This window comes from Mitsuaria sp. MSU3D (assembly GCF_056867975.1).
The window spans coordinates 4,271,331-4,288,363 of the sequence record NZ_CP200314.1 but is presented as its reverse complement, the minus strand read 5'-3'; the positions used below and the strand labels follow the sequence as shown (position 1 = coordinate 4,288,363).

General features: G+C 68.3%; 15 protein-coding genes. 11 read left to right on the top strand and 4 right to left on the bottom strand.

The window, feature by feature from the left end; genetic code table 11:
* Positions 1–333 precede the first annotated feature (333 nt).
* Complete coding sequence (locus tag AC1VNM_RS18860; protein ID WP_483107909.1) at positions 334–3,234, top strand: TonB-dependent receptor plug domain-containing protein; 2,901 nt, start codon at positions 334–336, stop codon at positions 3,232–3,234.
* An 86-nt stretch (positions 3,235–3,320) separates the two neighbouring features.
* Here AC1VNM_RS18860 and AC1VNM_RS18855 read toward each other — a convergent pair whose 3' ends face one another.
* Positions 3,321–4,277 carry a LysR family transcriptional regulator gene (locus AC1VNM_RS18855; protein ID WP_483107908.1) on the bottom strand — a complete coding sequence of 319 codons (957 nt, stop codon included), beginning with the start codon at positions 4,275–4,277 and terminating at the stop codon, positions 3,321–3,323.
* A 161-nt stretch (positions 4,278–4,438) separates the two neighbouring features.
* On the opposite strand from AC1VNM_RS18855, the gene AC1VNM_RS18850 reads away from it, so the two are divergent.
* On the top strand, positions 4,439–5,710 hold the full coding sequence (locus AC1VNM_RS18850; RefSeq protein ID WP_483107907.1) for an MFS transporter: 1,272 nt from the start codon (positions 4,439–4,441) through the stop codon (positions 5,708–5,710).
* A 59-nt stretch (positions 5,711–5,769) separates the two neighbouring features.
* Here AC1VNM_RS18850 and AC1VNM_RS18845 read toward each other — a convergent pair whose 3' ends face one another.
* The 3 genes from AC1VNM_RS18845 to AC1VNM_RS18835 form a co-directional block, all read right to left on the bottom strand.
* The gene (locus AC1VNM_RS18845) at positions 5,770–6,084 is read right to left on the bottom strand and encodes a type II toxin-antitoxin system RelE/ParE family toxin (RefSeq protein ID WP_431100312.1); all 315 of its coding nucleotides are present in this window, start codon (positions 6,082–6,084) and stop codon (positions 5,770–5,772) included.
* The gene (locus AC1VNM_RS18840) at positions 6,062–6,349 is read right to left on the bottom strand and encodes an antitoxin PaaA2 family protein (protein ID WP_483107906.1); all 288 of its coding nucleotides are present in this window, start codon (positions 6,347–6,349) and stop codon (positions 6,062–6,064) included. Before AC1VNM_RS18840 ends, AC1VNM_RS18845 begins: the two co-directional genes overlap by 23 nt.
* 120 nt (positions 6,350–6,469) lie before the next feature.
* Positions 6,470–7,258, bottom strand: coding sequence for a TetR/AcrR family transcriptional regulator (locus tag AC1VNM_RS18835; protein WP_483107905.1), 789 nt, complete (start codon positions 7,256–7,258; stop codon positions 6,470–6,472).
* A 203-nt stretch (positions 7,259–7,461) separates the two neighbouring features.
* Here AC1VNM_RS18835 and AC1VNM_RS18830 point away from each other — a divergent pair, with 203 nt between their 5' ends.
* The 9 genes from AC1VNM_RS18830 (at position 7,462) to bioB (ending at position 16,998) form a co-directional block, all read left to right on the top strand.
* Positions 7,462–9,069 (top strand): carboxyl transferase domain-containing protein, encoded by a 1,608-nt coding sequence (locus AC1VNM_RS18830; RefSeq protein WP_483107904.1) that lies wholly within the window; start codon positions 7,462–7,464, stop codon positions 9,067–9,069.
* A gap of 7 nt (positions 9,070–9,076) precedes the next feature.
* Positions 9,077–9,952 (top strand): M48 family metalloprotease, encoded by an 876-nt coding sequence (locus AC1VNM_RS18825; RefSeq protein WP_483109307.1) that lies wholly within the window; start codon positions 9,077–9,079, stop codon positions 9,950–9,952.
* A gap of 14 nt (positions 9,953–9,966) precedes the next feature.
* The gene (locus AC1VNM_RS18820; RefSeq protein WP_483107903.1) at positions 9,967–10,530 is read left to right on the top strand and encodes a GNAT family N-acetyltransferase; all 564 of its coding nucleotides are present in this window, start codon (positions 9,967–9,969) and stop codon (positions 10,528–10,530) included.
* A 14-nt stretch (positions 10,531–10,544) separates the two neighbouring features.
* Positions 10,545–11,777, top strand: a complete 1,233-nt coding sequence (locus AC1VNM_RS18815) for an alpha/beta hydrolase family protein (protein WP_483107902.1) — start codon at positions 10,545–10,547, stop codon at positions 11,775–11,777.
* Positions 11,774–12,598, top strand: coding sequence for an enoyl-CoA hydratase/isomerase family protein (locus AC1VNM_RS18810; protein WP_377159956.1), 825 nt, complete (start codon positions 11,774–11,776; stop codon positions 12,596–12,598). The genes AC1VNM_RS18815 and AC1VNM_RS18810 overlap by 4 nt, the downstream gene beginning before the upstream one ends.
* 72 nt (positions 12,599–12,670) lie before the next feature.
* On the top strand, positions 12,671–14,002 hold the full coding sequence (gene bioA / locus AC1VNM_RS18805; RefSeq protein WP_483107901.1) for an adenosylmethionine--8-amino-7-oxononanoate transaminase: 1,332 nt from the start codon (positions 12,671–12,673) through the stop codon (positions 14,000–14,002).
* On the top strand, positions 13,992–15,197 hold the full coding sequence (gene bioF / locus AC1VNM_RS18800; protein ID WP_483107900.1) for an 8-amino-7-oxononanoate synthase: 1,206 nt from the start codon (positions 13,992–13,994) through the stop codon (positions 15,195–15,197). Before bioA ends, bioF begins: the two co-directional genes overlap by 11 nt.
* Positions 15,194–15,916 (top strand): dethiobiotin synthase, encoded by a 723-nt coding sequence (gene bioD / locus AC1VNM_RS18795; RefSeq protein WP_483107899.1) that lies wholly within the window; start codon positions 15,194–15,196, stop codon positions 15,914–15,916. Before bioF ends, bioD begins: the two co-directional genes overlap by 4 nt.
* A complete protein-coding gene (gene bioB / locus AC1VNM_RS18790; RefSeq protein WP_377159965.1) occupies positions 15,913–16,998 on the top strand; it encodes a biotin synthase BioB in 1,086 nt (361 codons plus the stop codon). Before bioD ends, bioB begins: the two co-directional genes overlap by 4 nt.
* Positions 16,999–17,033 lie beyond the last annotated feature (35 nt).

Genomic DNA, 17,033 nt, shown 5'->3' with positions numbered 1-17,033 from the left:
ACCGTGGAGGACCCCCCTGCCTTTTGACACCGTGGATGCCTGGGTCATGGGAATGACCCGGCATATCCGTGTGATTTGCGCCTGCATTTGAGGGGGTTTGTGGGGATAGGGTTCCCCCTGCTTTGACCCATGACTTTCGGGTTTCTTCTTATAGGTCTGTCGCTCTTTTGCTGCGCGATGTAGCAAATGTTTAAGTCGGTGAACCACACGTTTGCGCTACTGAAAAAATCCGCTCACGCATCGCACCGGACACATCACCGTCTGGGGCGCTCTGCAACGTTCGGGAAGAAGCGCCAACACCCGGTGCGACCCCATTCTCAGAAGAGGACCGCAATGTCTCGTCAACTTACCCACAGGGCGCTGGTACTCACCAGCATCGCGATCGCCAGCACGCTGGCCTGCGGCATCGCCGCCGCGCAGGAGTCGCAGCAACTGGAGCGCGTCGAAGTGACGGGCTCCAACATCCGCCGCACGGCCGCCGAAGGCACCTCGCCGATCGAACGGATCACGGCGGCCGAAATCCGCGCCAGCGGCGCGAAAACGGCGCTCGAGCTGATGAAGATGGTCCCCTCGATGGGCACCGACGGTTTCAGCGACACCCCGGGCCAGAACGGCTTCTCGCGCGGCGTCGCCACGGCCTCGCTGCGCGGCCTGGGCTCGACGTCCACGCTGATCCTGCTGAACGGGCGCCGCCTCACCCCGGCCGCCTACGCGAACCCGAACAACGGCACGTCGACGCTGTACGACCTGAATTCGATCCCGGTCTCCGCGCTGGAACGCGTGGAGATCTTCAAGGACGGCGCGTCGGCGGTGTACGGTTCCGACGCGATCGGCGGCGTTATCAACTTCATCACGAAGCAGGACTACCAAGGTGGCCAGATCGCTGCCACGGTGGGGGCCAATGACGACGGCGAATTCTCGCGCCAGACCGTCAACGGCTCGTTCGGCTTCGGTGACTTCGCCAAGGACGGATTTAACGTCCTGGTCAGCGCGGACATCTCCCGTCGTGGCCGCACCATGACCCGCGACGTCAAGGATATCCACGCGGACGACTACCGCGCGATCAACCTGCGCCTGAATCCGTACGGCTCGTTCGTGTCGTCTTCGCCGTTCTTCACCCGTGAAGGAACGCCCGGCCAGTTGAACTTCACGCAGACGGCAACCAGCGTCATCAACGTTCCGAAGTGCGATCCTTCGCAGCAGATCACCGGCGGCGCCCAATACGGCAACACCGGCCAGCCGACGCTGGGCCGCACGTTCTGCAACTTCATTCTCGACAACTACAACGAGGCGCAGAACAAGGGCACCGACGGCAGCCTGATCTCGCGCGCCAACTTCCGCGTTACCAACGACATCACAGCGTTCGCTGAAGCCGGGTACGCGCGCACCCAGCGCGACTACTTGGGCGCGCCGCGCACGATCAGCGGCACGAGTGCGGTGACCAACTACATGTTGGGCACCATCGCCCCGCCATTCCAGGCGATTCTGGATATCGGTCATCCGGACAATCCGTTCCCGAACGCACGCTCTGCCGTGCAGATGCGGTTCGAGAACATCCGTGGCGGCAGCGAGCTGACCAACGAACAGTACCGTGGGCTGGGCGGTATCAAGGGCACCACGGGCCGATTCGACTGGGAAACCGCGGTCCTGTGGAACAAGTCCAAGCGCGAGGAAACCAGCTTCGGTTTCCTGAACCTGGACGTACTTCGCACCATGCTCGGCCCCAACGGTCGCACGTTGGCCTCGATCGCCGCAGACCCCAACCTGTCGACCCCGCTGACCAACACGGGTGACGCGTCGATCTGGCAATGGGACGCCAAGGTCGCTACCGAATTCGGTTCGCTGCCGGGTGGTGCGATCGGCGCCGCCGCCGGTGTCGAGATCCGTCGCGAGAATTTGGAAATCACGCCCGATCCGCTGAACGCGGCGGGCAAGATCCTGGGCCTGGCCAACACGGCGATCGATGCGGGACGTACCGTCAAGTCGGCGTTCTTCGAGTTCCGCACGCCTTGGCTGAAGAGCTTCGAAATGGACTTCGCGGGCCGCTTCGACAAGTACCCGACACTCAAGACTAACTTCGTGCCGAAAGTCGGCGCCAAGTGGACGGTGATCCCGCAGTTGTCGTTCCGTGGCACCTATGCCGAAGGTTTCCGGGCGCCGGCGGTGTCGCAGGTTGCGCCTGGCGGCGCGCAGTACTTCGTGTCGGTCGTTGATCCCCTGCGGTGCCAGTCTGACGGCACGACGCCGGTGACTGGCGCGGCGCCGAGCGACTGCCCTAAGAGCATGGCCGGTGTAGGCGTGAACAACCCGGACCTGAAACCCGAAGAGTCCAAGAGCCATTCGTTCGGCCTGATCTTCTCGCCGACGAAGAGCCTGGACATTCTGGTCGATTACTTCAACATCGTGAAGAAGGGCGAAGTCGCGCTGCTGGGTGTCGAGACTGTGATCGATCATCCGGAGCGATACGGCAACCTGATTCTGCGTGACTCCAACCCGGCGCTGCAATTGCCCGGCGTGCCGAACTCCGGACCGCTGCTGTTTGTGCAGACGCCGTGGGTCAACCAGGGCAAGACGGAGGTCTCGGGCATCGATTTCGAGGTCAAAACCAACATGGTCCCGAAAGAAGGCCTGCGCTGGAGCAACCAACTGCGCGGCACTTACATGACCCGGTACAGCCGTGAAGAGACGCTCGGCGACGCGCGCAACAACTTGGTGGGCACTAACGGCGGTCTCGCAGACTGGGCCACCTCGGTCGGCGATATTCCGCGTCTGAAGTTCCGCGCCACGTCGACGCTGGAGATCGACGGCCGTCACTCGATCATGGGAGCGATGAACTGGGTCAGCGGAGTGTCGTTCATCCGTCGCATGGACGGCACGGCACCTAACCCGGAATACTACTCGGGCAATACCTGCCACTACGGTGGTCCGAACCCGGACGGACTGTCCCGCTCGGTGCTGGGCGTTGCACCGACGGCGACCAACGGTCGTGATCTGTACTACAACCGCTATCCGAGCTGCGCGGTCGGCAAGTGGATGACCTTCGATCTGGGTTACACCTACAGCGGCTTCAAGGATCTGTCGCTGTCGCTGAACATCCAGAACATCACGGATGAGAAGGCGCCGTACTACCCCGGCACCAACACGGCCGCCGGCACGATCCAGGGCTGGAACTCTGGCCTGCACAACGGTACCGGCCGCTATTGGACGCTGAGCGCCAGCTACACGTTCAAGTGATCGACACCGGCTCCGGCCGGTTCAAACCTCACTCTGAACGTCACTCCGAAGGGGACCGCAAGGTCCCCTTTTTCGTCTGTACGGGCTCAACGGCGCCGCTTCTTCTTGGGCGAGGGCACTCGCACGCGGGCCTGGTCCTTGGAATGCTCGAAGCGCGCGGCCAGCGCGTCGATGAACAGCCGGGTGCGGGCCGGCAGCAGACGCCGCGACGGGAACACGAGCTGCAGCGGACCGACCTCGCCGGCCCATTCGGGCAGGACCTCGACGAGGCGGCCGTCGTCGAGTTCATCGACCACGTCCCAGACCGCGCGGCGCACCAGGCCCAGGCCGGCCAGCGCCCAGTCGTGCGCCTGCTCGCCGTTGTCGGTGACGAGCCGGCCCTGCACGGTGACCGTGCGCGGCGAGGGCGACACCGTGGGATCGGCAGGCATGAACAGCCAGTCGGACTGCCGGGTGGCGATGCGCTCCTGCAGGATGCAGTCATGACCGGCGAGGTCCTCGAGCGAGCGCGGCGTGCCGCGGCGGCGCAGGTAGTCCGGCGTCGCGCAGAGCACGCGCCGGTTCGGGCCGAGGCGGCGCGCGACCAGCCGCGAGTCCGCCGGTCCGCCGATGCGCACGGCGCAGTCGAAGCCTTCCTCGATCAGGTCCACGAGCGCGTCGGACAACGAGACCTGCACGGTGACGTCGGGATGCTCGCGCATGAACTCCGCAGCCAGCGGGCCGATGCAGCGACGGCCCAGCGCGACGGTCGAGGTGACGCGCAGCAGCCCGCGCGCCTGCTGTCGGCCCTGCGTGAGCTCGGCCTCGGCGTCGTCGATGTCGGCGAGGATGGTCTGGCAGCGCTCGAGGTAGATCGCGCCTTCGTCAGTCAGCGCGAGGCGTCGCGAGCTGCGCTGCAGCAGCCGCACGCCGAGCCGCGCCTCCAGCCGCGCCAGCCGCTTGCTGCCGACGGCGGGGGAGAAGCCCAGCTCGCGTCCGGCCGCGGACAGGCTGCCCGCCGCGACAGCGCGCACGAACAGGCGCATGTCATCGAGTTCATTCATCGGAAGACTCCAACGGATCGCCGCGTTCCCCCTCTATCGAGGGAGGTGGCGGGTGCCCTCTTCGGGGTGTCATCTGTTCCATCCGGGAACAGATACTTGTGCGGCGCGATGGATTCTCATCCGGATCGGTTGAGATCACAGTGTCCGCATTGAAATCACCGTTGGAGTCCTCCGATGACATCCGTTTCGACATGGCCGGTCCGCCCGGCGGGAGTTCCGGCGTGAGCGCCGTCATCACTCCTGGCGCGGCGAAGGACGGCGTGCCGCGCGCGTCGCGCGGTTTCCCGCTGCCGATCCTGGCGTTGGCGCTGGCGGCTTTCGCCATCGGCACGACGGAGTTCGTGATCATGGGCCTGCTGCCGGCGATGGCGCAGGACCTGGCGGTGAGTCTGCCGCGCGCGGGGCTGCTGGTGACCGGTTATGCGCTGGGCGTGGCCTTGGGCGCGCCGCCGCTGGCGGCGCTCAGCGCCGGCTGGCCGCGCAAGCGGGCGCTGCTGGTGCTGATCGCGCTGTTCATCGCGGGCAACCTGCTGTCGGCGATCGGCGGCGGCTACTGGACGGTGATGGCGGGGCGCATCGTCGCGGCGCTGGCGCACGGCTCCTTCTTCGGGATCGGCGCGGTGCTGGCGAGCGAACTGGTCGCCCCCGATCGCAAGGCCGGCGCGATCGCGCTGATGTTCACCGGGCTGACGCTGGCCAACGTGCTGGGCGTGCCCCTGGGCAACCTGATCGGCCAGGAATGGGGTTGGCGCGCGAGCTTCGGTGCGGTGGCGGGGCTGGGCATCGTCGCGGCGATGGCGCTGGTGGCCCTGCTGCCGAAGGCGAAGGACGCCGATGCCGGCGCTCAAGCGGGCAACGACTGGTCGGTGCTGAAGCGCCCGCAGGTGTTGATCGCACTGGCGCTGACGGCGGTCGGCTTCGGCGGCATCTTCACGGCGTTCACCTTCATCGCGCCGATGCTGGCGGAGGTCACCGGCCTGACCCCGGGCTGGATCACCGGTGTGCTGTTCCTGTTCGGCCTGGGCCTGACGATCGGCAACACGCTGGGCGGCAGGCTGGCCGACTGGAAGCTGATGCCGTCGTTGATGGGCGTGCTGGTCGCGCTGGCGGTGGTGCAGGCGCTGCTGGCGGTGGTGCTCGACTGGCAATGGCCCACGATCGTGACCGTCTTCGTCTGGGGCATGGCCGCGTTCGCCACGGTGCCTGGATTGCAGATGCGGATGATGCAGCAGGCGCCCGATGCGCCGGCGCTGGTGTCGACGCTCAACATCGCGGCGTTCAACCTGGGCAATGCGGGCGGTGCGTGGCTGGGTGGGTGGATGCTGACGCACGGTGCATCGCTGCGCTCGCTGCCGGTGGCGGGGGCAGGGCTTGCCGTGGTCGGGATCGGTCTGGCGGCGATCAGCGTGCTCATCGAACGGCGGGCTCGCTGACTTCAGCGATGGCCGCAATGAGGAAGGGCGACCGCATGCGGTCGCCCTTTCGCTGGGAATCAGCTTGCCAGTGCAGAGGCTGAGGGGTCCGGCCAGTTCTGTCGCGTATGGACGATGTCCAGCACTTGGATCGCCTCGGGCGTGACTCGATACGGAACGAAGTAGTTGGGGGTCACGACGATCTCTCGTGTACCGGTCACACGAGAGGAGGCTCGGTACAGCATCGGGAACCGCGAGGCCAGGCCAATCTTCTTGGTGACCAGCCGAGCAAAGTCGTCTGCAGCCATTGCGTTGTGCTGACCAATCTCGTCGATCAGGAGGTCGAAGCGAAGCAGGGCTCGGGGACGCCATTCAAGCGTTGCAGGATTGAGCATGGCGGCTCCTTAGCGATTGAAGCTTGCGTTCCATCCAGTCGAGGACGTCTTCATGAGGGATGCTGGGTCGCGGGTCCTCGATGGACAGGCGAATCTGCTCCCGGTACCACTCGTCCCAGGCTTCCTGATCAAAGTTGTCCTCGCTGATGCGAGGCGCGTACTCACCGGGGGCAGTGGGTGGAGGGAGCTGCATCGGCGCAATGCCAGCGCCCAGCAGCTCTTGAGCTGCGGGATCGATGTCGTGGTTCACGTTGTCGGTCTCCATGGAATGACTCGAAAGTCGGAGCCGTCATCGTTCCCGAACAGGGGCCGTCGAGCTATGACCTCAACTGCTGATCTTTTGACCTTCCCAGGTCTTGCGCGTTTCGACGCGTTGCGCTGAGGGTCAGGCCTTGCCGTCGACGGCGTCCATGCCGCCGCCGTCCAGCGCCTCGGCCACGCGGGCCTTCAGTCGACGCAGGGCCTTGAGCTCCTGGTCCGGCGCCTGCAGCGCCGGCCACAGCAGCGCGACCAGATCGCGCGCCGCCGCGTCCACCTGGATCTGCCGGCCGGCGATGATCACCTCCCACAGCATGTGTTCCATCGGCCCGAACACCAGCGAGCGCAGCAGCCGCAGCGGAATGTCCTGCCGCACCTCGCCCTGCGTCTGGCCGCGCGCCAGCAGGTCCATCAGCGGCGCCGTGTAGCGCCGCTGCAGGTCGACGAAGGCCGCGCCGAAGTCCTGGCCCTCGCCGCGCGCCACCGGCGCCTCGCGCTTGCGGCCTTCCGACAGCACCAGCTCGCACAGCCCCGTGCCCTGGATCAGGAACAGCCGCAGGTGGGTGTGGACCACGAACTCCAGCTGGTCCCGGATCGGCCGCTCGCGGGGAAGGCCCGATTCGATGGCCTCGATGATCTCGTCGTACCAGTCGCCGATCACCCGCATGCAGAGCTCGCGCTTGCCGCGGAAGTAGGTGAAGACCGTCGCCTCGGAGATCCCCAGCCGCTGCGCGATCTCGGTCGTCGTGGCGCGCTCATAGCCGCGCTCGGCGAACACCGCGCGGCTCGCGCGCAGGATGTCCTTCACCCGCTGCTCGGCCTTCGCGCCCACCGGCGAACGGCGCTGCGCGGGCAGGGCGGCCGCGGAGGGCGGATCGAGGCGGGTGTCCTCTCGGGACATCGGTGCAGGGCTCATGTGGAGCGCATTCTCCGGGTTTGTTGAGCCGGGCTCAAGTCCTTTCTCCGCAGGCTTGGAAACCCCCGCCATCTCGCTTATGCTTCGCGCCTTGCGTCGCTCCGGCGATCCCGGAACGGCGCCGTCAGCCAGCGCCCCCGCACCGAATTGAGCGCGGCTCATAAGACCGTCCCCGACGGTCACAAGACCGGAGACCCAGAACCATGCCCTTGCTGCCCACCAAGCTCAACGCCCGTTCGGCCGACTTCAAGGCCAACGCGGACGCGATGCGCGGCCTGATCGACGACCTCAACGCCCGACTGGCGAAGATCGCCGAGGGCGGCGGCGAAGCCGCGCGCGCCAAGCACGTCGGGCGCGGCAAGCTGCTGCCGCGGGACCGCGTGGAGATGCTGCTCGACCCGGGCACGCCCTTCCTGGAACTGGCGCCGCTGGCGGGTCTGGACATGTATGACAACGCCGCCCCGGGCGGCGGCGTGATCGCGGGCATCGGCCGGGTGTCCGGCGTCGAATGCGTGATCGTCTGCAACGACGCGACCGTCAAGGGCGGCACCTACTACCCGATCACCGTCAAGAAGCACCTGCGCGCGCAGGAGATCGCCGACCAGAACCGCCTGCCCTGCATCTACCTGGTGGACAGCGGCGGCGCCAACCTGCCCAACCAGGACGAGGTCTTCCCGGACCGCGACCACTTCGGACGCATCTTCTTCAACCAGGCGAACCTCTCCGCCAAGGGCATCCCGCAGATCGCCGTGGTGATGGGCTCCTGCACGGCGGGCGGCGCCTACGTGCCGGCGATGAGCGACGAGACCGTCATCGTCAAGAACCAGGGCACGATCTTCCTGGGCGGCCCGCCGCTGGTGAAGGCCGCGACCGGCGAGGTCGTCAGCGCCGAGGACCTGGGCGGCGGCGACGTGCACACGCGCCTGTCCGGCGTGGCGGACCACCTGGCCGAGAACGACACGCACGCGCTGGCGATCGCGCGCCAGTCGGTCGCGCGGTTGAACTGGCGCAAGCAGGGCGAACTGCTGACGCAGTCGCCCCAGGCGCCGGCCTACGATCCCGCTGAGCTGCACGGCGTGATCCCCACCGACACGCGCAAGCCCTTCGACGTGCGCGAGGTCATCGCCCGCATCGTCGACGGCAGCGCGTTCGATGAATTCAAGGCCCGCTACGGCAACACGCTGGTCTGCGGCTTCGCGCACATCGAGGGCATGCCCGTCGGCATCGTCGCCAACAACGGCATCCTGTTCGCGGAGAGCGCCAACAAGGGCGCGCACTTCATCGAGCTGTGCTGCCAACGCAAGATCCCGTTGGTGTTCCTGCAGAACATCACCGGCTTCATGGTCGGCCGCAAGTACGAGAACGAAGGCATCGCCCGCGCCGGCGCCAAGATGGTGACGGCGGTGGCGTGCGCGCAGGTGCCCAAGTTCACCGTGATCATCGGCGGCAGCTTCGGCGCTGGGAACTACGGCATGTGCGGCCGCGCCTACTCGCCGCGCTTCCTGTGGATGTGGCCGAACGCCCGCATCTCGGTCATGGGCGGCGAGCAGGCCGCATCGGTGCTGGCGACGGTCAAGCGCGACGGCATCGAGGGCAAGGGCGGCCAGTGGTCCGCGGACGAGGAAGAGGCCTTCAAGGCGCCGATCCTCCAGCAGTACGAAGACCAGGGCCATCCGTACTACGCCAGCGCCCGGCTCTGGGACGACGGCGTCATCGATCCGGCCGACACGCGCCGCGTGCTGGCGCTGGGCCTGTCGGCCGCGCTGAACGCGGAAATTCCCGAGACGAAGTTCGGCGTGTTCCGGATGTGAGGCCTTGATGTCGATGATCGCGCGCCTCCTTCGCGAGACCTCGTCGGTCCGCCATGGCCTGTCGGCGGCCGCGCTGTGCCTCGCCGCAGGGGCGGCGGGCGCCGCGACCACGGAGGACCTCTCGCGCATCAACGAACAATTGGGCCGCGTGGCCGCGCCATGGTGCGGCAAGCTTGCCGAGTTCGACGCGCAGGGCGTGCGTCGCTGCACGATCACGTCCGGCATGGTGGCGGCGGGAGGCGGGCCGGCCGCCGCCTCGTTCCTCGATGGCGCCTGGATTTCGGAAGAACTGCTGGTGGCCCTTAATCGCGACGAACTGGCGGCGGCGATGGGTCACGAGATGGCGCACCTCGTTCTGGGGCACGGTCTGTTCAGGTTCAATCAGGCGCAGGCGGGACAGGTGGGCCGGCACACCGACGGGCTGTCGACCCTCATCGAGGCCAGCAGTGTGATGCCGCGCGACGATACGCCCAAGGACCAGAGGCTCCAGGAACTGGATGCGGACACCCTGGGGCTGGTCTTCGCCGGCCTGGCGGGTTACGACGTCCGGCAGGGCGCGGACCTGTGGCGTACCGGAGCGCGGCGCATCGTGGGATTCGAGAAGGTCTCGGCGAAGACCCACCCTTCTTTCACGACGCGGGCGTCCCGCGCGCGCGCCGTGGCGAAGGCATTCTGCGATGCGGTCCGCGACGCACGCATGCCGTTGCCGATCGCGGAGCGCTTGCAGCCGCCGTATCCGCTCAATCATGAAGAATTGGCCCGTCAGCTCGACCCGGACGCGCTGACGCGCGCCTGCGCCCACGCGGCGGCGCCAGAGCCGTCCTCATCCCGCCCGTCGCCGTCGAAGGTGACGTCCCGTCCGCTTGCCCCGACCACGCCGTGACGACCGAGACTGCCGTGACTGCATTGACCGACCTCACCCTGCGGCCCCTTGCGCCTGACGATTCCATCGAGGCCCTGACCGCGCTGCTGCACGCGTCCTACGCGTCGCTCGCGGCGCAGGGCTGGAACTTCACGGCCGTCGACCAGAGCGTGCAGACGACGCGCGAGCGCGTGGCCGCCGGGCAGGCCTTCGTCGCGCTGACCGCGACCGGCGAACTGGTGGGCACCATCACCATCGCGCCGCCGAAGCGACCCGATGGCCGCTATCTCGGCGACCCGGTGCCCGAGTGCTACACGCAGAGCGACACCGCCATCCTGGCCCAACTGGCCGTGCATCCGTCGTGCCGCGGGCAGGGCGTCGCCGAACGGCTGATGGACATCGCCGAAGCCTGGGCGCTGGCCCAGGAATATGCGCACGTGGCGCTCGACACCGCCGTGCCCGCTGAAGCGCTGCGCCGCCGCTACGAGCGCCGCGGCTACGCCTACGTGGGCGACGTGCAGTGGGCCGGCAAGACCTATCCCAGCGTGCTGATGCGCAAGGTGCTGGTGCGCCCGGCAGGACGCGCAGAAACCGCATGAAGGACGAGGACCGCATGAACGTCGTTCCGCGCTCACGCCCACGCGCCGCACACAGGGTGGTTCTCGGCCTCGTGATCGCGCTGGGCCTCATCGCCGCCGGCGCGCACGCGCAGGACGCGACCGTCGGCGAGGCGCCGCAGGCCGCGCCGGCGCGACTGGCCACCGACATCCGCGAGGCCGTCGTCCGCGTGCCGGTGTCGGTCGAGAACCACATCGGCCGCACCGTCCAGGCGGACCTGATCGTGACGACCTTCCGGCCGGCGGGACAGGGGCCGTTCCCGCTGGTGGTGCTCAACCACGGGCGCCCGGTCTACGAGCAGGAACGCGCCGCGATGAAGCGTCAGCGGCTGGAAAGCGCGGCGCGCTTCTTCGTCCGAAAGGGCTTCGCCGTCGCCGTCCCGACACGCATCGGTTACGGCGAGCTGGCCTCGGTCGGCGATCCGGAATCCAGCATCAGGTGCGACACGCCGCGCTACGAGACCGCCGCGGCCGCCGCGGCCGCGCAAGTGGCCGCCGTCGTGCGCTTCATGCAGTCCGCGGCCGACATCGACGCGCGACGCGTGGTGCTGGCCGGCCAGTCCCTGGGCGGCTTCGCGACGATGGCCGCGACCGGCGAGCGACTGCCCGGCGTCGTGGCCGCCATCGATTTCGCCGGCGGCCATGGCGGCAGCCCCGATCTGCACAGCGGCGAGCCTTGCCGTCCCGACGAACTCACGCGCCGCTTCGCCGACTTCGGCCGCCGTGCCGCCGAAGGCGGTCATCCGGTGCCCACGCTGTGGGTGTTCACGGAGAACGACCGCTTCATCGCGCCACGTTTCCAGGAGCGCTGGTCCGCGGCCTACCGCGAGGCCGGCGGATTGGCGCAGACGCGGCTGATGCCGGCCTTCGGCGAGGACGGCCATTCGCTCTTCGTCAAGGGCAACGACCTCTGGCAGCCGATCGTCGACGACTTCCTGAAGCCGCTGGGCTTTCCGATTCCCGGCGCGCTGGCGGTGCCGTCCGGCGGCACGGTCGCTGTCGAGGACACGTCGGCGCTGCCCTCGGACGGGCGCGTCGTCAACGGCTACCGCAAGTTCCTTGCGGCCAAGGAGCCGCGCGCCTTCGCGACCAACGGCAACCATTGGGGCCTCGCGACCGGCGACGACGCGCCGTCGCGCGCGCTCGCGTTCTGCGACCAGCACACCGACGGCGAGGAACGCTGCCGTCTCTACGCCATCAACCGGACCGTCGTCTGGAGCCACCCATGATCTCGACCCGCTCGACCGATGCCCTGTCTCCGACCACGCTGCGCGTCGAACGCTCCGGTCCGTCCGATGCCGTCGCCCGCGTCACGCTGAACCGGCCCGACGTCCGCAACGCCTTCAACGACACTGTCATCGGCGAGCTGACCGCGGTGTTCGAGGCGCTCGGCCGCGACCCGTCGCTGCGCGCGATCGTGCTGGCAGCCGAAGGCAAGGCCTTCTGCGCCGGCGCCGACCTGAACTGGATGAAGGCGATGGCCGGCTACAGCTGGGACGAGAACCACGCCGACGCCGGCCGCCTCGCCCACATGCTGTGGACGCTCTACAGCTGCCCGGTGCCAGTGATCGCGCGCGTGCAGGGCGACGTCTACGCCGGCGGTGTCGGCCTGGTGTCGGTGTGCGACATCGTCGTGGCCGCCGAGTCCGCCGGCTTCTGCCTGTCCGAGGCTAAGCTCGGCCTGCTGCCGGCGACGATCGGTCCCTATGTCGTGCGGGCGCTCGGCGAGCAGGCGTCGCGCCGATACTTCGTCACGGCCGAACGTTTCTCCGCGGCCGACGCGCATCGCCTGGGTCTCGTCCACGAACTGGCGACCGATGCCGAAGCGCTGGACGCGAAGGTCGAGGCGCTCGTCGCGTCGCTGCTGGCCAATGGGCCGGCCGCCGTGCGGGCGTGCAAGCGCCTCGTCCAGGACGTCGCGCATGCCCCGATCAGCGCGACGCTGCGCGACGACACCGCACGCCGCATCGCCGACATCCGCGCCAGCGACGAGGGTCGCGAGGGCGTGCAGAGTTTCCTGTCGAAGGGCAAGCCCTCGTGGCTCGCCTGATCGATCCCGCCGATCCGATGCGGGTGCCCGCTCGAGCACCGCGTCCTTGTTTTCCGAGAGCAGGTCTTTTGAATGTCTGAAGCAGTACGACAAGATTGGCAGCGCCGCAGCCTCGCGGCGGTCTGGCACCCGTGCACGCAGATGGCGCGCGCGCAGGACGTGCCGCCGCTGCCCATCGCCCGCGGCGAGGGCCCCTGGTTGTTCGACCACGAGGGCCGGCGCTATTTCGACGCCAACAGCTCGTGGTGGGTGAACCTGTTCGGCCATGCCGACCAGGGCCTGAACGACGCGATCAAGCGGCAGCTCGACACGCTGCCGCACGTGATGCTGGCCGGCTGCACGCACGAGCCGGCGGTTCGGCTGGCCGAGCGCCTGTCCGCGCGCACCGGCGGCGCGCTGGGACATCTGTTCTTCGGCAGCGACGGCGCCTCCGCGGTCGAGATCGCGTTGAAGCAGAGCTTCCATTCCTGGCGCAATCGCGGTCTCACGGACAAGCGCGAGTTCGTCTGCTTGAAGAACGGCTATCACGGCGAGACCATCGGCGCGCTGGCCGTCACCGACGTCGCGATCTTCCGCGACGCCTACGACCCGCTGCTGATGCGCAGCCACATCGTGACTTCGCCGGATCAGCGTCTGGGCAACGAGGCGCAGGCGATCGATGAGATGCGCGCGCTGCTGGCCGATCGACACGATCACATCGCCGCCGTCATTGTCGAGCCGCTGGTGCAGGGCGCCGCCGGCATGTCGATGTACGCGCCCAGCTACCTGAAGGCGCTGCGCGCGCTGTGCACCGAATTCAAGGTGCACCTGATCGCCGACGAGATCGCGGTCGGTTGCGGCCGCACCGGCACCTTCTTCGCATGGGAGCAGACGGCGCCCGCCGCAAAGGCGGACTGGCCCGATTTCCTGCTGCTGTCCAAGGGCATCACCGGCGGCACGATGCCGCTGTCGCTGGTGCTGACGACCGACGACGTCTATGAAGCGTTCTGGTCGCAGGACGTGACGCGGGGGTTCCTGCACTCGCACAGCTACACCGGCAATCCGCTGGCATGCGCCGCCGCGAACGCGGTGCTGGATCGCTTCGACGCGGGCCAGCTCGAACGCAACCTGCAGCAGGCCGCGTGGCTCACCGAAGCCTTCGCGCCGCTGGCCGCCGATCCGCGCGTCACGCATCTGCGCCAGCGCGGCATGATCCTGGCCTTCGACATCCATCCGAAGACGACGGTGCCGGTCGAGCGCTTCTCCGAGAAGTTCCACCTCGCGGCCCGCAAGCACGAACTGCTGATCCGCCCGATCGGCCAGACCGTGTACCTGATGCCGCCGTACCTGATCGACGAAGCGGCCGCGAAGTTCCTGGCAAGCGCCGTGACGGCGACGCTGGAGGAGGTGCTCCATGCTGCTTGATCACCTGAAGTCGAAGCTGGACGCGATCCGCGCCCAGGACCTGACACGCTTCACCCGCATCGCCGAGACCGGCACCGCGGCGCGCCAGACGGTGCGTGGCGCCGACGGCGTCGCGCGTGAGCTGACGATGTTCTGCAGCAATGACTACCTCGGTCTCGCCGCGCATCCGGCGGTGGCAGAAGCGCTGATCGAGGGGGCGCACGTCTACGGCGGCGGCTCGGGCGCATCGCCATTGGTGAGCGGCCATTCGCGTGCGCACCATGACGTGGAAGCGCTGCTGGGCCGCTGGTTCGAGCCTCATATCCCGAGCGCCAAGGCCATCGGCTTCTGCACCGGCTACATGGCCAACCTGGCGGTGGTGACCGCGCTCGGCGACGCCGACGCGGAGATCTTCAGCGAGACGCTGAACCACGCCTCGCTGATCGACGGCACGCGGCTGGCGAAGGCCAAGGTCTCGCGCTACGCGCACTGCGACGTCGAGGACCTGCGCGCGCAGCTCGCGGCCAGCGCCGCGCGTGTGAAGCTGATCGTCACCGATGCGGTCTTCAGCATGGACGGCGACATCGCGCCGCTGCCGGCGCTGCTGGCCGCGGCCGAGGAATTCGACGCCTGGCTGATCATCGACGACGCGCACGGGCTGGGCGTGCTCGGCGAGAACGGCGTCGGCTCGCTGGAGCACTTCCAGTTGCGCAGCGAGCGGCTGATCCTCGTCGGCACGCTGGGCAAGGCGGCGGGGCTGGCCGGCGCCTTCGTCGTCGCGCATTCGACGATCACCGACTACCTGCTGCAGGCGGCGCGCAACTACATCTTCTCCACGGCCTCGCCGCCCGCGGTGGAGCACGCGCTGCTGACCAGCCTGGACCTGATCCGGGGCGATGTCGGGCGCGAGCGTCGCGCGTCCTTGCGCGCATTGCAGGCGCGCTTGCGCGATGGCATCGGGGCGCTGCTCGATCGGCATCCGACGCTCACCTGGAAACTCGCCGATTCGCAGACACCGATCCAGCCGCTGATCGTCGGCGGCAACGCCGAGGTGATGGCGCTCGCCGCCGCGCTCGAGCGCGAAGGCCTGCGCGTGCCCGGCATCCGTCCGCCGACGGTGCCCAAGGGCGAGGCGCGTCTGCGCATCACGCTGTGCGCGACGCACACCGAGGCGGATGTCGATCGCCTTGTCGCCGCGCTGGAGGCCTGCGCATGAGCACGATGCATCCGCTCCACGGCTTCTTCATCACCGGCACCGACACCGAGATCGGCAAGACCTGCATCACCGCCGGCCTGACGCGCGCGTTCGACGGCCTGGGCCGCTACGTGACGCCGATCAAGTCGCTGGCCGCCGGTCAGACGCAGAACGCCGACGGCGTCTGGGTCAACGACGATGTCGCCCGGCTGCATGCCGCGCAGCAGCAGGGCATGACGATGGACGAGGTCGGCCCGCTGCAGTTCCGCGAGCCGTGCGCCCCGCACATCGCCGCGAAGCTCGAAGGCCGCGAGATCGATCGCGCCGCGTTGCTGGCCGCGATCCGGCGTTCGGCGTCCAAGGGCGACTTCGCGCTGATCGAAGGCGTCGGCGGCTTCCGCGTGCCGCTCACCGACGACTGGGACACCGCCGACCTGGCCGTCGACCTGGCGATGCCGGTGGTGCTCGTGGTCGGGCTGCGGCTGGGCTGCATCAACCACGCGCTGCTGACGGCCGAGGCCATCCTCGCGCGTGGCCTGCGGCTGGCGGGCTGGGTCGCGAACACCGCCGACCCCCATCAGCCGCATGTGGCGGACAATCTGGCCGCCTTGCGCGCGCGCCTCGACGAGGCGCTCGGCGTGCCGTGCTGGGGCCATGTGCCCCGACTCCAAGATCCCTCTCCCGCGGCCGTGGCCGCGCACCTGCAGCAGCCGCTGCTGTTGAACGCATTGAAAGCATGACGATGAAGCAGACCGTCAACCAGATCCAGACGCTGACGCCCACCACCGACGAGCAACGTCGCAACGCCAAGCCCTGGACCGTCAACGAGATCGCCGCGCTGTTCGAGCTGCCGTTCAACGACCTGCTCTTCCGCGCGCAGCAGGTGCATCGCGAGCACTTCGATCCGAACGCGGTGCAGCTGTCCACGCTGCTGTCGATCAAGACCGGCGGCTGTGAGGAGGACTGCAAGTACTGCCCGCAGTCGGCGCACTTCGACACCGGCCTGAAGGCCGAGAAGCTGATCCCGCTGCAGGAGGTGATGGAAGCCGCCCGCGCCGCCAAGGCCAACGGCGCGACCCGCTTCTGCATGGGCGCCGCCTGGCGTTCGCCGAAGGAGCGCCACCTGGAGGCCATCGGCGAGATGATCGCCGAGGTCAAGGCGATGGGTCTGGAGACCTGCCTGACCGCGGGCATGCTGGGCGACGGCCAGGCCGAGCAGCTGCGCGAAGCGGGGCTGGACTACTACAACCACAACCTCGACACCTCGCCGGAGTTCTACGGCCAGATCATCACGACGCGCACCTACCAGGACCGCCTGGACACGCTGGAGCGCGTGCGCGGCGTCGGCCTGAAGGTGTGCTCGGGCGGGATCGTCGGCATGGGTGAGACCCGCCGCCAGCGCGCCGGCCTGATCGCGCAGCTGGCCAACCTGGATCCGTATCCGGAGTCGGTGCCCATCAACAACCTGGTGCAGGTCGAGGGCACGCCGCTGGCAGGCACCGAGGCGCTGGATCCGTTCGAATTCATCCGCACGATCGCGGTCGCCCGCATCACGATGCCGCGCGCGATGGTGCGCCTGTCCGCCGGCCGCGAGGAGATGCCCGAGACGATGCAGTCGCTGTGCTTCCTGGCCGGCGCGAACAGCATGTTCTACGGCGACAAGCTGCTGACCACCAGCAATCCGCAGGCCGAGAAGGACCGCCAGCTGATCGATCGCCTGGGCATGCACTGCGCGACGGAGGCCGAGCTGAGCGCCGACACCGTGCCCGGCTGCGCGCCGGTGGGCGAGGACGCCGCGGCCTCCTGCGGCCATCGCCATTGAGCTGAACCGACCTGACCTGAACCGACCCGACAACG

Excerpts from the sequence above, each read along its gene's own strand:
- AC1VNM_RS18860 (WP_483107909.1), top strand. The coding sequence starts at position 334 with ATGTCTCGTCAACTTACCCACAGGGCGCTGGTACTCACCAGCATCGCG.
- AC1VNM_RS18855 (WP_483107908.1), bottom strand. The coding sequence starts at position 4,277 with ATGAATGAACTCGATGACATGCGCCTGTTCGTGCGCGCTGTCGCGGCG.
- AC1VNM_RS18845 (WP_431100312.1), bottom strand. The coding sequence starts at position 6,084 with ATGCTCAATCCTGCAACGCTTGAATGGCGTCCCCGAGCCCTGCTTCGC.
- AC1VNM_RS18840 (WP_483107906.1), bottom strand. The coding sequence starts at position 6,349 with ATGGAGACCGACAACGTGAACCACGACATCGATCCCGCAGCTCAAGAG.
- AC1VNM_RS18835 (WP_483107905.1), bottom strand. The coding sequence starts at position 7,258 with ATGAGCCCTGCACCGATGTCCCGAGAGGACACCCGCCTCGATCCGCCC.
- AC1VNM_RS18830 (WP_483107904.1), top strand. The coding sequence starts at position 7,462 with ATGCCCTTGCTGCCCACCAAGCTCAACGCCCGTTCGGCCGACTTCAAG.
- AC1VNM_RS18825 (WP_483109307.1), top strand. The coding sequence starts at position 9,077 with ATGTCGATGATCGCGCGCCTCCTTCGCGAGACCTCGTCGGTCCGCCAT.
- AC1VNM_RS18815 (WP_483107902.1), top strand. The coding sequence starts at position 10,545 with ATGAACGTCGTTCCGCGCTCACGCCCACGCGCCGCACACAGGGTGGTT.
- AC1VNM_RS18810 (WP_377159956.1), top strand. The coding sequence starts at position 11,774 with ATGATCTCGACCCGCTCGACCGATGCCCTGTCTCCGACCACGCTGCGC.
- bioA (WP_483107901.1), top strand. The coding sequence starts at position 12,671 with ATGTCTGAAGCAGTACGACAAGATTGGCAGCGCCGCAGCCTCGCGGCG.
- bioF (WP_483107900.1), top strand. The coding sequence starts at position 13,992 with ATGCTGCTTGATCACCTGAAGTCGAAGCTGGACGCGATCCGCGCCCAG.
- bioD (WP_483107899.1), top strand. The coding sequence starts at position 15,194 with ATGAGCACGATGCATCCGCTCCACGGCTTCTTCATCACCGGCACCGAC.
- bioB (WP_377159965.1), top strand. The coding sequence starts at position 15,913 with ATGACGATGAAGCAGACCGTCAACCAGATCCAGACGCTGACGCCCACC.